13 protein-coding genes, 1 tRNA gene and 1 pseudogene are annotated in these 15,754 nt (G+C 63.3%); 10 read left to right on the top strand and 5 right to left on the bottom strand.

What is annotated here, in order from left to right; genetic code table 11:
* The first annotated feature begins 14 nt into the window (after nt 1-14).
* Nucleotides 15-1,085, top strand: a complete 1,071-nt coding sequence (locus tag EJA05_RS21050; protein WP_125859647.1) for an AI-2E family transporter — start codon at nt 15-17, stop codon at nt 1,083-1,085.
* Between the two features lie 313 nt (nt 1,086-1,398).
* Here the strand turns inward: EJA05_RS21050 and EJA05_RS21045 are convergent, their stop codons facing one another.
* Together EJA05_RS21045 and EJA05_RS21040 are read right to left on the bottom strand one after the other, a co-directional pair.
* Nucleotides 1,399-1,872: a peroxiredoxin gene (locus tag EJA05_RS21045; RefSeq protein WP_125859645.1), complete on the bottom strand. Its 474-nt coding sequence runs from the start codon at nt 1,870-1,872 to the stop codon at nt 1,399-1,401.
* 10 nt (nt 1,873-1,882) lie between these two features.
* Nucleotides 1,883-2,443: a glycine cleavage system protein R gene (locus tag EJA05_RS21040; RefSeq protein ID WP_110992325.1), complete on the bottom strand. Its 561-nt coding sequence runs from the start codon at nt 2,441-2,443 to the stop codon at nt 1,883-1,885.
* 260 nt (nt 2,444-2,703) lie between these two features.
* Between EJA05_RS21040 and dapA the strand changes: the two genes are divergently transcribed.
* From dapA to mqo, 8 genes and pseudogenes are all read left to right on the top strand, one after another.
* Nucleotides 2,704-3,591 (top strand): 4-hydroxy-tetrahydrodipicolinate synthase, encoded by an 888-nt coding sequence (gene dapA, locus EJA05_RS21035; protein WP_125859643.1) that lies wholly within the window; start codon nt 2,704-2,706, stop codon nt 3,589-3,591.
* Between the two features lie 17 nt (nt 3,592-3,608).
* Nucleotides 3,609-4,724, top strand: coding sequence for an outer membrane protein assembly factor BamC (gene bamC, locus EJA05_RS21030; RefSeq protein ID WP_125859641.1), 1,116 nt, complete (start codon nt 3,609-3,611; stop codon nt 4,722-4,724).
* Complete coding sequence (locus EJA05_RS21025) at nt 4,725-5,483, top strand: MBL fold metallo-hydrolase (RefSeq protein ID WP_125465127.1); 759 nt, start codon at nt 4,725-4,727, stop codon at nt 5,481-5,483. It begins immediately after the preceding gene.
* A 29-nt stretch (nt 5,484-5,512) separates the two neighbouring features.
* A complete protein-coding gene (gene purC / locus EJA05_RS21020) occupies nt 5,513-6,223 on the top strand; it encodes a phosphoribosylaminoimidazolesuccinocarboxamide synthase (protein WP_103444794.1) in 711 nt (236 codons plus the stop codon).
* A 92-nt stretch (nt 6,224-6,315) separates the two neighbouring features.
* A tRNA-Ser gene (locus EJA05_RS21015) sits at nt 6,316-6,405 on the top strand.
* A 505-nt stretch (nt 6,406-6,910) separates the two neighbouring features.
* A pseudogene (locus tag EJA05_RS21010) lies at nt 6,911-8,494 on the top strand (methyl-accepting chemotaxis protein).
* Nucleotides 8,495-8,864: 370 nt separating this feature from the next.
* Nucleotides 8,865-9,053, top strand: a complete 189-nt coding sequence (locus tag EJA05_RS21005) for a YhfL family protein (protein ID WP_110992320.1) — start codon at nt 8,865-8,867, stop codon at nt 9,051-9,053.
* Nucleotides 9,054-9,398: 345 nt separating this feature from the next.
* A complete protein-coding gene (gene mqo / locus EJA05_RS21000) occupies nt 9,399-11,036 on the top strand; it encodes a malate dehydrogenase (quinone) (protein WP_125465125.1) in 1,638 nt (545 codons plus the stop codon).
* Nucleotides 11,037-11,234: 198 nt separating this feature from the next.
* Here mqo and EJA05_RS20995 read toward each other — a convergent pair whose 3' ends face one another.
* A complete protein-coding gene (locus tag EJA05_RS20995) occupies nt 11,235-11,570 on the bottom strand; it encodes an ArsR/SmtB family transcription factor (RefSeq protein WP_125859639.1) in 336 nt (111 codons plus the stop codon).
* A gap of 51 nt (nt 11,571-11,621) precedes the next feature.
* On the opposite strand from EJA05_RS20995, the gene xenA reads away from it, so the two are divergent.
* Nucleotides 11,622-12,713 (top strand): xenobiotic reductase XenA, encoded by a 1,092-nt coding sequence (xenA, locus tag EJA05_RS20990; RefSeq protein ID WP_125859637.1) that lies wholly within the window; start codon nt 11,622-11,624, stop codon nt 12,711-12,713.
* Between the two features lie 116 nt (nt 12,714-12,829).
* On the opposite strand, the gene EJA05_RS20985 is transcribed toward xenA, so the two are convergent.
* Together EJA05_RS20985 and EJA05_RS20980 are read right to left on the bottom strand one after the other, a co-directional pair.
* Entirely contained in the window at nt 12,830-14,071 is a 1,242-nt protein-coding gene (locus EJA05_RS20985) for an FAD-dependent oxidoreductase (protein WP_125859635.1), read from the bottom strand.
* A 2-nt stretch (nt 14,072-14,073) separates the two neighbouring features.
* On the bottom strand, nt 14,074-15,651 hold the full coding sequence (locus EJA05_RS20980; RefSeq protein WP_125859633.1) for an aldehyde dehydrogenase (NADP(+)): 1,578 nt from the start codon (nt 15,649-15,651) through the stop codon (nt 14,074-14,076).
* Nucleotides 15,652-15,754: the final 103 nt, after the last annotated feature.

The raw sequence follows: 15,754 nt of genomic DNA, 5'->3' as shown, positions 1-15,754 counted from the left end.
TTCAAGGATCGGCAATGATCAAAGTGCTACGCGACTGGATGCAGCGCTACTTCTCCGATGAGGAGGCAGTGGTGCTGGCGGTCCTGCTGTTCCTGGCCTTCACCGTGGTGCTGACGTTGGGCGGGATGCTCGCGCCGGTGCTGGCGGGCATGGTCCTGGCCTTCCTGATGCAGGGGCTGGTCAACGCCCTGGAGCGCTTCAAGGTGCCGTCACGGCTGGCGGTGTGGCTGGTGTTCGCGCTGTTCATGGGCGCCCTGGCGGTGTTCATGCTGGTGCTGGTGCCGTTGCTCTGGCATCAGTTGATCACCCTGTTCAATGAGCTGCCCGGCATGCTGGGCAAGTGGCAGTCGCTGTTGCTGCTGCTGCCCGAGCGCTACCCGCACCTGGTGTCGGATGAGCAGGTGCTGCGTGCCATCGAATCGGTGCGCGGTGAAATCGGCAAGTTCGGCCAGTGGGCGCTGACCTTCTCGTTGTCGAGCCTGCCGCTGCTGGTCAACGCGATGATCTACCTGGTGCTGGTGCCGATCCTGGTGTTCTTCTTCCTCAAGGACCGCGAACTGATCGGCCGCTGGGTCAGTGGCTACCTGCCACGCGAGCGCGCCCTGCTCAACCGGGTGGGCGACGAGATGAACCGGCAGATCGCCAACTACATCCGTGGCAAGGGCATCGAGATCCTGATCTGTGGCGTCGCCACCTATATCGCCTTCATCAGCCTGGGGCTCAACTACGCCGCATTGTTGGCGCTGCTGGTGGGGCTGTCGGTGGTGGTGCCTTACGTGGGGGCGGTGGTGGTGACCGTGCCGGTGACCCTGATCGCGCTGTTCCAGTGGGGCTGGGGCGATCAGTTCATCTACCTGATGGCAGTGTACGCGATCATCCAGGCGCTCGATGGCAACGTGCTGGTGCCGCTGCTGTTCTCCGAGGCGGTGAGCCTGCACCCGGTGGCGATCATCTGCGCGGTGCTGTTGTTTGGCGGGTTATGGGGCTTCTGGGGGATCTTCTTCGCGATCCCGCTGGCGACGCTGTTCAAGGCGGTGCTGGATGCGTGGCCGCGGCAGGAGGCATCGGTCGCGCCGATGCTCTAGGGGCTACCCGTGGGAGCGTGCTTCGTGGGAGCGGGCTTGCCCCGCGATAGCGCCTGCCCAGGCAACACCTATGGCCTCGCTGGCGCCATCGCGGGGCAAGCCCGCTCCCACGGAGTACAGGTATCAAGCCTTGTTCAAGGCCTCGGCGACGCTGTTCAAGGCGGTGCTGGATGCCTGGCCACGGCGATGCTCTAGGGGTTACTCGTGGGAGCGGCGGTGCGCCGCTGCGACTTGCCCCGCGATAGCGTCTGTCCAGGCAACAGGTGTGGCCTCGCTGGCGCCATCGCGGGGCAAGCCCGCTCCCACAGAGGTATCAGGCTTTGTTCAAGGCCTCGGCTGCCGCGAGCACGGCATCCACATGCCCCGGTACCTTCACCCCACGCCATTCCTGGCGCAGCACACCGTCCTTGTCGATCAGGAAGGTGCTGCGGTCGACGCCCAGGTACTCCTTGCCGTACAGCTTCTTCAGCTTGATCACGTCGAACAACTGGCACAGCGCCTCGTCCTTGTCGCTGATCAGCTCGAAGGGGAAGGCTTGCTTGGCCTTGAAGTTCTCGTGCGACTTGATGCCGTCGCGCGATACGCCGAATACCACGGTATTGGCGGCCTGGAACGCCGCGTACTGGTCACGGAAACCCTGGCCTTCGGTGGTGCAGCCCGGGGTGCTGTCCTTGGGGTAGAAGTACAGCACTACCTGCTGGCCCTTGAGTTGGGCGAGGCTGACGGCCTGGCCGCTGGTGGCCTGGACCTGGAAATCGGCAACGGGTTGGTCGAGTGCTACGGCCATGAGGGCTTCCTTAGACAGGGTTCTGTGGGCGCCACGGTTCGATCAGCGCGTCCAGGTTGAGGGCGTCGGCAAAGTCCAGGAACTGGTCGCGCAGCCAGCTGATCTGGGTGCCGGCCGGCAGGATCACGGTGAACTGGGCATTGAGCATGCTGCTGCCGGTCTGCGGGGCCAGGTAGGTGTCGCAGGTCATCGCGTCCAGCTCGACGCGGTGGTCGAGGAAGAACTGGCACAGCTCGTTGATGATGTCCGGGCGATAGGCGGCGCTGACGTAGGCCACATAAGGCAGGGCCTGTGGGCGCACTTCCTGCTCGGCGCTGCGCACCACGTCCAGGGTCAGGCCGTGCTTCTTGGCCAGGCCCGGCAGCGTGGTCTCCAGGCGCGCCAGGGCATCCCAGCTGCCGCCGACCTGCAATACCAGGGCGCTGGTTTCGCCGTGGCGGCTCAGGCGCGAGGTGACGACCGCGCAGCGGTTTTCGAAAGCTGCGCGGCTCAGAACATTGGCCAGCTCCATCGGGTTGGGGCCCAGGGCGCTGATGACGAGGAATTGTTCGCGAACGGTGGGGGTGGACATGCAGCATTCCTAAAGCGATGAGCGGTCGGTACAGGACGGGACAAGCCTGCTGTTTGCGTGGGGGCACGGCCACGGTTTCATGGCGATGAACACAGGCCGGGAGCACTGTCGACGGCCCGGCGGGCCGCGCTGTACCGATCAAAGGATCAAGGGTAGCGAAAAGCGGCGCGAAGGGGAATGCTCCGCCCGCCTGCTTCGCTTGTGCAAGGCCGATGCCCCCAGTACCATTACCGCTCTCTTTTTCCGGCAGGAGCAGTTACATGATTGCGGGCAGTATGGTGGCATTGGTCACTCCCATGGATGCACAAGGGCGTCTTGATTGGGACAGCCTCGACAAACTTGTAGACTTCCACCTGGAAAATGGCACCCATGCGATCGTCGCTGTCGGCACCACCGGTGAGTCGGCCACCCTGGATGTGGAGGAACACATCCTGGTCATCAAGCACGTGGTCGAGCGTGTAAAGCACAGCAAGAAGCGCATCCCGGTCATCGCCGGCACCGGTGCCAACTCCACTGCCGAAGCCGTTCACCTCACGCAGAACGCCAAGAATGCTGGCGCCGACGCCTGCCTGCTGGTAGTCCCGTACTACAACAAGCCAACCCAGGAAGGCCTGTACCAGCACTTCAAGCACATTGCCGAAGCCGTCGACATCCCGCAGATCCTCTATAACGTACCCGGCCGCACCTCCTGCGACATGCAGGCCGATACCGTGATCCGCCTGTCGAAGGTCAAGAACATCATCGGCATCAAGGAAGCTACCGGCGACCTGGTGCGCGCCAAGGCCATCCTCGACGGCGTTGACAGCGACTTCGTCGTCCTGTCCGGCGACGACCCGACTGCCGTCGAGCTGATCCTGATGGGCGGCAAGGGCAACATCTCCGTTACCGCCAACGTCGCCCCGCGCGAAATGGCCGACCTGTGCGAGGCCGCCCTTGAGGGCAATGCCGAGAAGGCCCGCGCGATCAACGAAAAACTCATGCCGCTGCACAAAGACCTGTTCTGCGAAGCCAACCCGATCCCGGTGAAGTGGGCGCTCGTTGAAATGGGCCTGATGCACAAAGGTATCCGCCTGCCGCTGACCTGGCTGAGCGACAGCTGTCACGAAAAAGTCCGTACTGCCTTGCGCCAGTCCGGCGTACTGGTTTAATCGAGGAAGTACACCGCATGAAGCGACTGGCTGGTCTTTCCACCCTTGCCCTGATCATCTCCAGCACCAGCGGTTGTGGCTGGCTGTGGGGCGAGGATGGCTATTTCCGCGACCGCGGCAGCGATTACCTGCAGGCGCAGCCCACCGCGCCGATGCAGCTGCCGCCGGACGCCAGCAACGTCAAACGCATGGACCCGCTGCTGCCGATCCCGCGCAACGTTGCCGACGATCACGCCACTGGCGAGTTCGAAGTACCGCGCCCGCAACCGCTGTCGGCAACAGCCGACATCAGCGATTTCAGCCTGCAGCGCAGTGGCAGCAGCCGCTGGGTGCTGGCCCAGCGCTCGCCGGCCGAAGTCTGGCCGGTGACCCATCAGTTCTTCGAAGACAACGGCTTCCGCATTGCCGAAGAGCGTCCGCAGACTGGTGAGTTCAGCACCAGCTGGCAGCGTTTTGACGAGCTCTCCGCGTCGCTCGGCCAGCGTCTGGCCAGCGCCTCCAGCAGCCCCGACAGCGAAGTCCGGGTGCGGGTGCGCATGGAACCAGGCGTGCAGCGCAACACCTCGGAAGTCTATGTGGTCAGCGTCGAGCGCCCGGCAGGCAGCACCGCCGAGCCCGAGTTCTCGTCCACTTCGAGCAACACTGGCGCCGACGCGCTGCTGGTCGATGAAATGCTCGCCAGCATGAACCGCAACGCCGAGAAGGGCGGTTCGGTGTCGCTGCTGGCCGCGCGTGATTTTGATGCGCCGAGCCAGGTCAGCCTCAGTGAGGACGGCAGCGGCAACCCGGTGCTGTACCTGGGCTCCGACCTGGACCGTGCCTGGTCCGGCGTGGGCCGTGCCCTGGAGCAGGGTGAGTGGCGCGTCGAGGACATCAACCGCAGCCTGGGCCTGTACTACATCAACCTGTCGGAAAAACCGGACGACAAGCACAAGGAACCTGGCTTCCTCAGCCGTCTGTTCGGCAGCGAACCGAGCAAGGAAGAGCGTGAGGCCCGCGCCGAGCGTTACCAGGTACGCCTGAGCAAGGTCGGTGAAAACGTCCAGGTCACCGTCGAGAAGAACATCAATACCGTGGCCCCGGCCGATGTGGCCCGCCGCGTGCTGAGCGCAATCCAGGACCGTCTGGGCTAAGTGCGTTTCGCGGTTCTTGGAAGCGGTAGCCAGGGAAACGGCACGCTGATCGCCAGTGGTGACACGCTCATCCTGGTCGATTGCGGCTTCTCGTTGCGGGAGACCGAGCGGCGCCTGGCGCTGCTCGGGGTGTCGGCCACGCAACTGAGCGCGGTGCTGGTCACCCACGAACATGCCGACCATGTGCATGGGGTGGGTTTGCTGGCGCGCCGCTACAATGTACCGGTCTACATGAGCCAGGGCACTTTGCGTGGCCTGCGCAAGCCGGTGGAGGTAGCGGGGTTTCTCAGCTGTGGCGATACACTGCAGATCGGCGATCTGCAGGTCAGCGCCGCACGGGTCGAGCATGATGCCTACGAGCCACTGCAGTACGTGATCAGCGATGGTCGCCGGCGCTTCGGCATGCTGACCGACCTTGGCAGTTACGACATGTACCTGCTGGAGCGTTACCAGGCCCTCGACGCCCTGCTGATCGAGGCCAACCACTGCCGTGACCTGCTGGCACGCGGGCATTACCCGCAGTTCCTCAAGCGACGGGTCGGCGGCAGCCAAGGACATCTGAACAACCACCAGGCCGCAAGCCTGGTGGCCGAGTTGGGCTGGCAGAACCTTCAGCACCTGGTGCTGGCCCACCTCAGCAGCAAGAACAACCAGCCACACCTGGCCCGCCAGTGCTTCGTCGACGCCCTCGGGTGCGACCCGGACTGGCTCCAGGTGGCTAATCAAGACCATGGGCTCGACTGGCGCCTGATCGCCTAGCCCACCAACTCAAGCAAGCGGAGCCCATCATGGAAAAACGCGAAGAACTCTACCGTGGCAAGGCCAAATCGGTTTACAAGACCGATGACGCCGATCGCTTGATCCTGCTGTTCCGTAACGACACTTCGGCGTTCGACGGCAAGCGCATCGAGCAGCTCGACCGTAAAGGCATGGTGAACAACAAGTTCAACGCCTTCATCATGCAGAAGCTCGAAGAAGCCGGCGTGCCGACTCAGTTCGACAAACTGCTGGGTGATAACGAGTGCCTGGTCAAGAAGCTCGACATGATCCCGGTCGAGTGCGTGGTGCGCAACTACGCCGCCGGCAGCCTGGTCAAGCGCCTGGGCGTGGAGGAGGGCATCAAGCTCGAGCCGTCCACCTTCGAACTGTTCCTCAAGAACGACGAGAAGGGCGACCCCTTCATCAACGAATCCCACGTTGTCGCGTTCGGCTGGGGCACCGCCGAGCAGCTGGTCGAGATGAAGAAGCTGTCGTTGAAGGTCAACGAAGTGCTGACCAAGCTGTTCGATGACGCAGGCCTGCTGCTGGTCGACTTCAAGCTGGAGTTCGGCGTGTTCCACGGCCAGATCGTCCTGGGCGACGAGTTCAGCCCGGACGGCTGCCGCCTGTGGGACAAAGAGACCCGCAAGAAGATGGACAAGGACCGCTTCCGCCAGGGCCTGGGTGATGTGATCGAAGCCTACGAAGAAGTTGCAAAACGCCTGGGCGTGCCGCTGTAACCGGCACGTTCACGCAAGCGCCTGATACCACGCGATTTTTTTTCAAAAAAAGGTTTGCCAGAATCTAAATCGCTGGTATGATGCGCGCCATTGGAGAGATGCCGGAGTGGTCGAACGGGACGGATTCGAAATCCGTTGTACTGGCAACAGTACCTAGGGTTCAAATCCCTATCTCTCCGCCATACGCGAAGTAGTCGAAGCCCCCGAAAACCTTGAGTTTTCGGGGGCTTCGTCGTTTCTGGGTGCTATCAATACAACCTCCCTTCGCGATGCTTCGACGACAGATCTCTCGCTGAGCCAGTTAATGCACGGTTTGCCCTTGGAGGCGGGGCGGTGCATCAGCGATGTGGTGAATGCCAACTGGATATTGTTCACAATTTAATCGTGCTATTGGTCACAAATAGCATGGTGTTATGTTGTCGAAAATTTCTCTCAGATGTATATTTCTTCGCGAATGATGGCCTAGTGCTATGAATCGCGTCGTTTCAATCCTTCGAATCCCCTCAGGCTTTCCCTTAGTGTTTGCGAAGGCGCATGAATTGCGCGCATTCATCTTTTACGGGCCTTGCTCTATTTCTCTTGCGCCGTCACTTCAGCTGGACCTGACGGTATTCCCTACCTCCTTCAACCGCTGCAGGTTTGGCCGGCGATGGTTGTCTGAAGAACATAGATATAAGGGCTGTGCAGATGTTCGATGCAAGTGTGAAGGTGCTGGCCGATATGAGTGTGAGGTCGAAACTGACCTTGGGCTTTGCACTGGTTTTATTGCTGACCATCATTATCGCGGGCATTGGCTGGGGAGGGTTGAGCGGACTGGGCGAGCGCAGTGCCAAACTCAGCAGTATTGCCAAGGTCAATGAAGAGGCACGCGAGGTTCGCATTGCACGCCTGAACTACACAGTCTCTCCTGGTGCCGCGCAAGCAACGCTCTTGGTCAAGGCGCTTGATGAACTCAATCTTCGGGTGGATACGCTCGCCAAACTGCTCAGCGACCCGAACGACCTGCGCTGGACCAAGCAGGCAAGTAGCGCTGTCGAACTTTACCGCGCCCACTTCCAGGACTATGCCCGCGCCATCGACGCACACAACGATGCCCAGGCAGTCCAGGCCCTCGATGCCCTGGAGGCCAACCTGAAGAGCCTGCTCGAGGCGTTCGGGCAGTTATCGGATAGCCAGTCGAGCAAGCGTGACAACGAAGTGCAGTCCTTTATCCAGCGTTTGATCGTCGCAGCTGGGCTGGCGCTGTTGCTCGGAGCGCTGGCTGCCTGGTCGATCACCCGTCTGATCGTCGTGCCTTTGAAAGAGGTGCTGCAGAGCGTCGAGCGGGTCGCCAATGGCAATCTGAGCCAGGATATCCAGGTATCCCGGCGTGATGAGCTGGGTGAACTGCAAGCCAGCATGCAGCGCATGACCCTGAACCTGCGTGGTCTTATTGGTGGATTGCGTGACGGTGTGGTGCAGATCGCCAGTGCAGCCGAGGAACTGTCCACCGTGACCGAGCAGACCAGCGCAGGGGTCAGCAGCCAGAAGGTCGAGACCGATCAGGTGGCGACGGCCATGAACCAGATGGCGTCGACCGTGTAGGATGTGGCGCGCAGTGCCGAGCAGGCATCGACTGCGGCGGTCAATGCCAGCCAGGAGGCGCGCGAAAGCGACGTGGTGGTCAATCAGGCCATCGAGCAGATTACCCACCTGGATGCCGAGGTGGGGCACTCGACGCAAGCCATGGCCGAACTCAAGCGCGAGAGCGACAAGATCGGCACGGTGCTGGATGTGATCAAGTCGGTTGCCCAGCAGACCAACCTGCTGGCCTTGAACGCAGCCATCGAAGCCGCACGTGCCGGTGAGGCAGGCCGTGGCTTTGCGGTAGTTGCCGATGAAGTTCGCAGCCTCGCGCAACGCACACAGACTTCCACCGAAGAAATTGAAGGGCTGATTGGCGGCCTGCACCGTGGTACGCAGCAAGTGGGCGATATTCTGGAGCGCAGCCGCGAACTGACCAGCAACAGCGTAGAGTTGACGCGCCGAGCGGGCACTTCATTGATGAGTATCAGCCGTTCGGTGGCCACCATCGAATCGATGAACCTGCAAATTGCCACCGCTTCTGAGCAGCAAAGCGCTGTGGCCGAGGAAATCAATCGCAGCGTGCTCAATGTGCGCGAAGTCTCGGAACAGACTGCGGCGGCCAGCGAAGAAACAGCGGCGTCCAGCGTAAAATTGGCCCGCCTCGGTGCAGAACTGCAAACGTTGGTGGGCCAGTTCAAGCTCTGATCAGGTGATCGAAGGCCCCTACAACTGGCCGTTGTGCGGGCTTATCTTTCAAGGGGGCAGGTGGAGTACAGCAAAATCGGTAGAGCATTTACCTTGTTTTACCCAGGGCATTCGGGTCTTTACCGATTATCGCTAAATCATCGGCAGAGCATGCTCGAGTTCATTCCAATTGGTACTGAATTCATTGCATGCAGTGCGCTGTGCGTCCGCAATAATGCGCTGCTTGAACATGAGTTAGTCGCTGCCGAAAAACTTGCCGGGAGCAGGGCAGTTATTACGAATGCACTATCTGGCTTCTACTCGGGCAACTTTTCCCGTATCATCCGGCGGCCATCAGAATGATGGCGGATCATGGACTAAAGGATTTTTTATGAAAAAGCTGATCAAAGCTACTGTTGCCGTTGCTCTCGTTTCGGGCGTTGCCCTGCTGTCCGGCTGCACCGGCCAAGTCTACAACCAGCCTAAGAACTGCTCGTACGACTACCTGTTCCACCCATCGGTTTCCATCTCCAAGATCATCGGCGGCTGCGGCGCGATCGACAAACTGCCTCAGCAGTAATCTTGGTTGCACCCCGATCGGGTCGTTTGCGACCTGATCCAAGACCCCCGGCCATGGATGTGGCTGGGGGTTTTTGTTTTTGGCGCCCGCCATTGCCCACTGGGGCGTGGCACCTTGTCGCGTGACAACCCACCGCCTTGCGGGTTGCCCCGCAATTTGTTTGTGCTGGCAATTCAGATACAATCCGTAAATCGTTTCAGCCCTGTCGGTCAATCCGACCAAAGGCTGGCGCGTCCAATGCTCTCTGGCTGCTGAACAATGATCACAACAAGCCTGCGCTGAAGAACATGGAACACCTGGGCCAGCCACAGGCCCACCCTCCGTTCTACACACTGGAATTGATCAATGTTCAAGAAAGCTGGCAAGACCTTGCTGGGTCTGGCTGTTGCAGCGAGCTTCATGCAAGCGCACGCAGCAGAGACCAAAAAAGTTGACGTGCTGCTGGTTGGCGGCGGCATCATGAGCTCCACCCTGGCTGTCTGGCTCAACGAGCTGGAACCAAGCTGGTCGATGGAAATGGTCGAGCGCCTGGACGGCGTCGCCGAAGAAAGCTCCAACGGCTGGAACAACGCCGGTACCGGCCACTCCGCGCTGGCCGAGCTGAACTACACCCCGGAAGACAAAGACGGCAACGTCAACATCACCAAGGCCATCGAGATCAACGAGTCGTTCCAGATCTCCCGCCAGTTCTGGGCCTGGCAGGTGCGCCAGGGCGTGCTGAAGAACCCGCACTCGTTCATCAACACCACCCCGCACATGAGCTTCGTCTGGGGCGATGACAACATCAAGTTCCTGAAGAAGCGTTACGACGCGCTGCAGACCAGCCCGCTGTTCCGCCCGATGCAGTACTCCGAAGACCACGCGCAGATCGCCAAGTGGGTCCCGCTGATGATGGAAGGGCGTGACCCGAACCAGAAGCTGGCCGTGACCTGGACGCCGATCGGCACCGACGTCAACTTCGGTGAGATCACCCGCCAGTTCGTTGGCCATCTGAAGACCAAAGAGAACTTCGACCTCAAGCTGTCCACCGAAGTGCAGGACATCACCCGCAATGCGGACGGCTCCTGGCACGTCGAGTACAAGAACCTGAAGGACGGTACCGAATCGGCTACCGACGCCAAGTTCCTGTTCATCGGTGCCGGCGGCGGCGCGCTGAAGCTGCTGCAGAAGTCGGGCATCCCGGAAGCCAAGGAATACGCAGGCTTCCCGGTGGGCGGTTCGTTCCTGGTGACCGAGAACCCGACTGTTGCCATGCAGCACATGGCCAAGGCCTACGGCATCGCTTCGACCGGCGCGCCACCCATGTCGGTGCCGCACCTGGACACCCGCGTTCTGGACGGCAAGCGCGTCATCCTGTTCGGGCCATTCGCCACCTTCTCGACCAAGTTCCTGAAGAACGGCTCGTACCTGGACCTGTTGGGCAGCACCACGATGCACAACGTGTGGCCGATGACCAAGGTCGGTATCGAACAGTACCCACTGGTCGAGTACCTCGCCGGCCAGCTGATGCTGTCGGATGATGACCGATTCGAAGCCCTGCGCACCTACTTCCCGAACGCCAAGAAAGAAGACTGGCGCCTGTGGCAGGCCGGTCAGCGCGTGCAGATCATCAAGCGTGACGAAGAGAAGGGCGGCGTGCTGAAGCTGGGCACCGAAGTGGTTGCCTCCGAAGACCGCACCATCGCCGGCCTGCTGGGCGCCTCCCCAGGTGCATCGACTGCCGCGCCGATCATGCTCAACGTGCTGCAGACCGTGTTCAAGGAAAAGGTGGCTACCCCTGAGTGGCAGGCCAAGATCAAGGAGATCGTCCCGAGCTACGGTACCAAGCTGAACGATTCGGCAGCGGCTACCCAGAAAGAGTGGAACTACACCGCCGAAGTACTGCAGCTGGAGAAGCCGCCAGTGATCGACCAGAGCGTCGGCACCAGCGTTGCGCCAGCCGCAGCGGTCGAGAGCAAGCCTGCTAACGACATGGCCCTGTAAGGCCCTGCTGCTTGCCGGGGAAACCCGGCAACACCAACCACGAGCGTCGCCCCCGGCGGCCTCGTGGTTTTTTTGTGCCTGCAAATTTGTACACGGGCCTGGGAGCGGGCTTGCCCCGCGATGCTGTTAGCTCAGGCTGGCGTGTCGAGCGTGAGGTGTCATCGCGGGGCAAGCCCGCTCCCACGGAGTGCGCGCCTATCAGCGCTGCCCGAGAATGCTGCCCAGCAGCCCGGGGAAGCGCCCTTCGAGCTCATCGCTGCGCAGCGAATTCATGTGCGTGGTCCCCACATTGCGGGTAAACACCAGCCCCGCCTCGCGCAACACGCGAAAGTGATGGGACATGCTCGACTTCGGCCGCCCGCCATCCAGTTCACCGCAGCTGGCCTCGGCCACACCGGCCAGGTGGCGGACGATTTCCATGCGCACAGGGTCGCTGAGGGCGTAGAGCAGGCGCTCCAGGGTGAGGTTGTCGGGGGAGGGGTGGGTATAGGTTCGCATGGCCGACATGATAACGGGGGTTTCACAAATTGCCATAGTTCGAATATGATCGAACAATCGTAAGTTAACTCACCCCGGAGTAACCACATGTCCGCCCTGTTCGAACCCTATACCCTCAAGGACGTCACCCTGCGCAACCGCATCGCCATCCCGCCGATGTGCCAGTACATGGCCGAGGACGGCATGATCAACGACTGGCACCACGTCCACCTGGCCGGCCTGGCTCGGGGCGGTGCCGGCCTGGTGGTGGTCGAAGCCACTGCCGTGTCGCCGGAAGGCCGCATTACCCCCGGCTGCGCCGGTATCTGGAGCGATGCCCACGCCCAGGCCTTCGTGCCGGTGGTGCAGGCGATCAAGGCCGCAGGCTCGGTGCCGGGCATCCAGATCGCCCACGCCGGGCGCAAGGCCAGCGCCAATCGCCCATGGGAAGGTGACGACCATATCGCCGCCGACGACGCACGCGGCTGGGACACCATCGCCCCCTCGGCCATCGCTTTCGGTGCCCACCTGCCGAAAGTGCCAAAGGCCATGACCCTGGATGACATCGCCCGGGTCAAGCAGGACTTCGTCGACGGCGCCCGCCGTGCCCGTGATGCCGGTTTCGAGTGGATCGAGCTGCATTTCGCCCACGGCTACCTGGGGCAGAGCTTCTTCTCCGAGCATTCCAACCAGCGTACCGACGCCTATGGCGGCAGCTTCGACAACCGCAGCCGCTTCCTCCTGGAAACCCTGGCGGCCGTGCGTGAAGTGTGGCCTGAGCACCTGCCGCTGACGGCGCGCTTTGGTGTGCTGGAATACGACGGGCGTGACGAGCAGACCCTGCAGGAGTCCATCGAACTGGCGCGGCGTTTCAAGGCCGGTGGCCTGGACCTGCTGAGCGTCAGCGTCGGCTTCACCATCCCCGAGACCAACATTCCGTGGGGCCCGGCCTTCATGGGGCCGATTGCCGAGCGTGTACGCCGGGAAGCGAAACTGCCGGTGACTTCGGCGTGGGGCTTCGGTACGCCGGAGCTGGCCGAAGGGGCGCTGCAAGCCAACCAGCTGGACCTGGTCTCGGTGGGGCGTGCGCACCTGGCTGATCCGCACTGGCCGTATTTCGCGGCCAAGGCGCTGGGCGTGGACAAGGCGTCGTGGACGCTGCCTGCGCCTTACGCACACTGGCTTGAGCGTTATCGCTGAGTGAATGGGGGGCTGCTGCGCAGCCCTTCGCGGGTAAACCCGCTCCCACATTCAGGTCGGCGCAGAACCTGTGGGAGCGGGTTTACCCGCGAAGGGGCGCGCAGCGGCCCCCGCTATCAAAACCGATCCAACCGGTAAGCCTCGGGAATCCGCAAACCTTCAATCAACTGCCCCACCCACTGCGCCGTCACCGCCGCCTGGGTCAACCCCAAGTGCTGGTGCCCGAACGCCAGCAACACCTTGCCGTCCGCCACCCGATCGATCACCGGCAGTGAATCCGGCAACGACGGCCTGAACCCCATCCACGGCGTCGCCCCCTCAGCATCCAGCTCGCGCCGGAACAACCCCTTGCTCAACCGATGCAACTGCCACGCCCGCTGCATGCTCGGTGCGGCATCGAGCCCGGCGAACTCCACCGTGCCGGCCAGGCGCAAGCCACCGGCCATGGGCGTCATGATGAACTTGCGCTCCAGTGAGGTGACCGCGAACGGCAGCCGCTGCTGCTCGTTGGGCAGCATCAGGTGGTAGCCGCGTTCGGTGTCCAGCGGGACGCGTTTGCCGGTCAAGCTGTGCACCAGCCTTGCCGAATGCGCACCGCATGCGATCAGCACCTGGCGGGCCTGCAGCTCGCCCTGGTCACTGTGCAGGGTGACCCTGCCAGCGTGCAGCCGGCCACCGCTTACCTGGCGCCTGGCGAACCGCACACCGGCCGCCTGGGCGGCGTCGAACAGCGCGCCGACCACCCGGTACGGGTCGACGAAATGCCCGGTACGCGGGAAGAACAGGCCGCCCTGAAGCGACGGGCTCAACTGTGGCGCTGCGGCCTGTACGGCCTGCGCCGACCAGTAGTCCACCGGCACCGCCTGCTGCTGCAGGCGTGCGCGCAAGGCCTGCAGTGCCGGGCGCGATTCGGCGCGTTCGAATACCAGCAGCGAACCATCCTCATGCAGCAGGTCAGCACGCCCGATCGAGCCCAGCAAACGCTGCCAGGCGCCCAGGCTGGCCTCGTTGAGCGCGCGCAGGCCGGCCACGCTGCGCTGGAAAGGGGCCGGGCGCAGGTTGAGCAGCAGCCGGGTGAACCAGGGCAACGCCCTGGGCAGGTACTTCCAGTCCAGGCGCAGCGGGCCCATCGGGTCCAGCAGCATGGCCGGCAGGCGCTTGAGGATCGACAGGTCGGCGATGGGGAACACTTGCTCGGTGGCCAGGTGCCCGGCATTGCCCCAGGACGCGCCGTGGCCGGGGGCCTGGCGGTCGATCAGCAACACCCGCTTGCCCTGGCGGGCCAGTTGCAAGGCACAGGCGACGCCGACGATGCCGGCGCCGACCACGGCGATATCGGTTTCAGGGGTTTCGAGCATGCCTAGCCTTCCCGTTTGCCGTCGACCAGACGGCGCAGATGCAGCGGGTTGGCGTGTTGCAGCTCAGCGGGCAGCAGGGCATCGGGGAAATCCTGGTAACAGACCGGGCGCAGGAAGCGCAGGATTGCCGCCGTCCCCACCGAGGTGCTGCGGGTATCGGAAGTGGCGGGGAAGGGGCCACCGTGGACCATCGCATCGCACACCTCGACGCCGGTCGGCCAGCCGTTGAGCAGAATGCGCCCGGCCTTGCGCTCCAGGGTCGGCAGCAGTTGCCGGGCACTGTCGAAGTCGGCCTCGTCCAGGTGCAAGGTGGCCGTCAGTTGCCCTTCCAGGTGCTCGGCGACCTGGCGCACCTGCGCATCGCTGTCACAGGCCACCACCAATGAGGCCGCGCCAAACACTTCGGCCTGCAAGGCCGGGTCACCCAGGAAAGCCTTAGCCTCGGTCAGGAACAGCTGCGCCTGGCACTGGTTCGGCCCCTGCGGCGCCTGGCCGCTGGCGACCCGTTGGGCGTTGCGGTTTGCGGTCAGCGCGGCGACGCCGGCGGCATAGGCCGCGAAGATGCCAGGGGTGAGCATGGTCTGCGCGGCGGTGCGCTGCAGCTGTTCGCCGGCGGCGGCGATGAAGCGTTGCAGCGCCGGGCCCTGGCGGGCGATCAGCAGGCCGGGGTTAGTGCAGAACTGGCCGGCGCCCTGGGTCAGCGAAGCGACGAAACCCTGTGCCAGCACTTCGCCGCGGGTTTGCAGGGCGGCGTCGAACAGGAACACCGGGTTGATCGAACTCATTTCGGCGTACACCGGAATCGGTTCCGGGCGTGCCTGGGCGGCCTGGCACAGGGCAACGCCGCCACTGCGCGAACCGGTGAAACCGACCGCCTTGATGCGCGGGTCGTTGACCAGGCCCAGGCCGATGTCGCGGCCGGCGCCGTACAGCAGGGAGAACACGCCTTCGGGCAGTTCGCACAGCTGCACCGCCCGGGCCACGGCCTGGCCGACCAGCTCGCTGGTGCCGGGGTGGGCGCTGTGGGCCTTGACCACCACCGGGCAGCCAGCAGCCAGCGCCGAGGCGGTATCGCCACCGGCCACCGAAAAGGCCAGCGGGAAGTTGCTGGCGCCGAACACCGCCACCGGGCCCAGGGCCACCTGGCGCTGGCGCAGCTCGGCGCGTGGCAATGGTTGGCGCGCGGGCAGGGCGTGGTCGATGCGCACGTCCAGCCATTCGCCGGCACGCACTACTCGGGCGAAGGTGCGCAACTGGGTGCAGGTGCGTGCGCGTTCGCCCTGGATGCGGGCCGCGGGCAGGCCGGTTTCGGCGACGGCCCGGTGGATCAGTTCATCGCCCAGAGCTTCGATCTGCTCGGCGATGGTTTCAAGAAAGCGGGCGCGGTGCGCCAGCGAGGTTACGCGGTATTCATCGAACGCCGACCAGGCCAGGGCACAAGCTTGGGTCACTTGCTCGGCGCTGGCGCCGGCGTAGGGCGGATCGAGTGGTTTGTCGGTGGCCGGGTCGATGGCGCGGATCGCGGCCTGGGTGCCGGTTGCGGCGCGCTGGCCAATCAGCAGGTTGCCTGTGAGGGGCATGGGGGCGTCCTTGGGGCGGAGGATTCGGAGGATGGCACCGGCCAGGCCGGTGATCGCCGGCAAGCCGGCTCCCACAGGAGCCGTGCTTGCTGGCGAGCAGGGC

This window comes from Pseudomonas oryziphila, from assembly GCF_003940825.1.
Lineage (GTDB): Bacteria > Pseudomonadota > Gammaproteobacteria > Pseudomonadales > Pseudomonadaceae > Aquipseudomonas > Aquipseudomonas sichuanensis.
Note: the sequence above shows the minus strand (reverse complement) of the source record. Positions and strands in the feature narration are given on the sequence as shown.

Excerpts from the sequence above, each read along its gene's own strand:
- mqo (WP_125465125.1), top strand. The coding sequence starts at position 9,399 with ATGTTCAAGAAAGCTGGCAAGACCTTGCTGGGTCTGGCTGTTGCAGCG.
- EJA05_RS21050 (WP_125859647.1), top strand. The coding sequence starts at position 15 with ATGATCAAAGTGCTACGCGACTGGATGCAGCGCTACTTCTCCGATGAG.
- EJA05_RS20985 (WP_125859635.1), bottom strand. The coding sequence starts at position 14,071 with ATGCTCGAAACCCCTGAAACCGATATCGCCGTGGTCGGCGCCGGCATC.
- purC (WP_103444794.1), top strand. The coding sequence starts at position 5,513 with ATGGAAAAACGCGAAGAACTCTACCGTGGCAAGGCCAAATCGGTTTAC.
- EJA05_RS20995 (WP_125859639.1), bottom strand. The coding sequence starts at position 11,570 with ATGGCAATTTGTGAAACCCCCGTTATCATGTCGGCCATGCGAACCTAT.
- EJA05_RS21040 (WP_110992325.1), bottom strand. The coding sequence starts at position 2,443 with ATGTCCACCCCCACCGTTCGCGAACAATTCCTCGTCATCAGCGCCCTG.
- bamC (WP_125859641.1), top strand. The coding sequence starts at position 3,609 with ATGAAGCGACTGGCTGGTCTTTCCACCCTTGCCCTGATCATCTCCAGC.
- xenA (WP_125859637.1), top strand. The coding sequence starts at position 11,622 with ATGTCCGCCCTGTTCGAACCCTATACCCTCAAGGACGTCACCCTGCGC.
- EJA05_RS20980 (WP_125859633.1), bottom strand. The coding sequence starts at position 15,651 with ATGCCCCTCACAGGCAACCTGCTGATTGGCCAGCGCGCCGCAACCGGC.
- dapA (WP_125859643.1), top strand. The coding sequence starts at position 2,704 with ATGATTGCGGGCAGTATGGTGGCATTGGTCACTCCCATGGATGCACAA.
- EJA05_RS21005 (WP_110992320.1), top strand. The coding sequence starts at position 8,865 with ATGAAAAAGCTGATCAAAGCTACTGTTGCCGTTGCTCTCGTTTCGGGC.
- EJA05_RS21045 (WP_125859645.1), bottom strand. The coding sequence starts at position 1,872 with ATGGCCGTAGCACTCGACCAACCCGTTGCCGATTTCCAGGTCCAGGCC.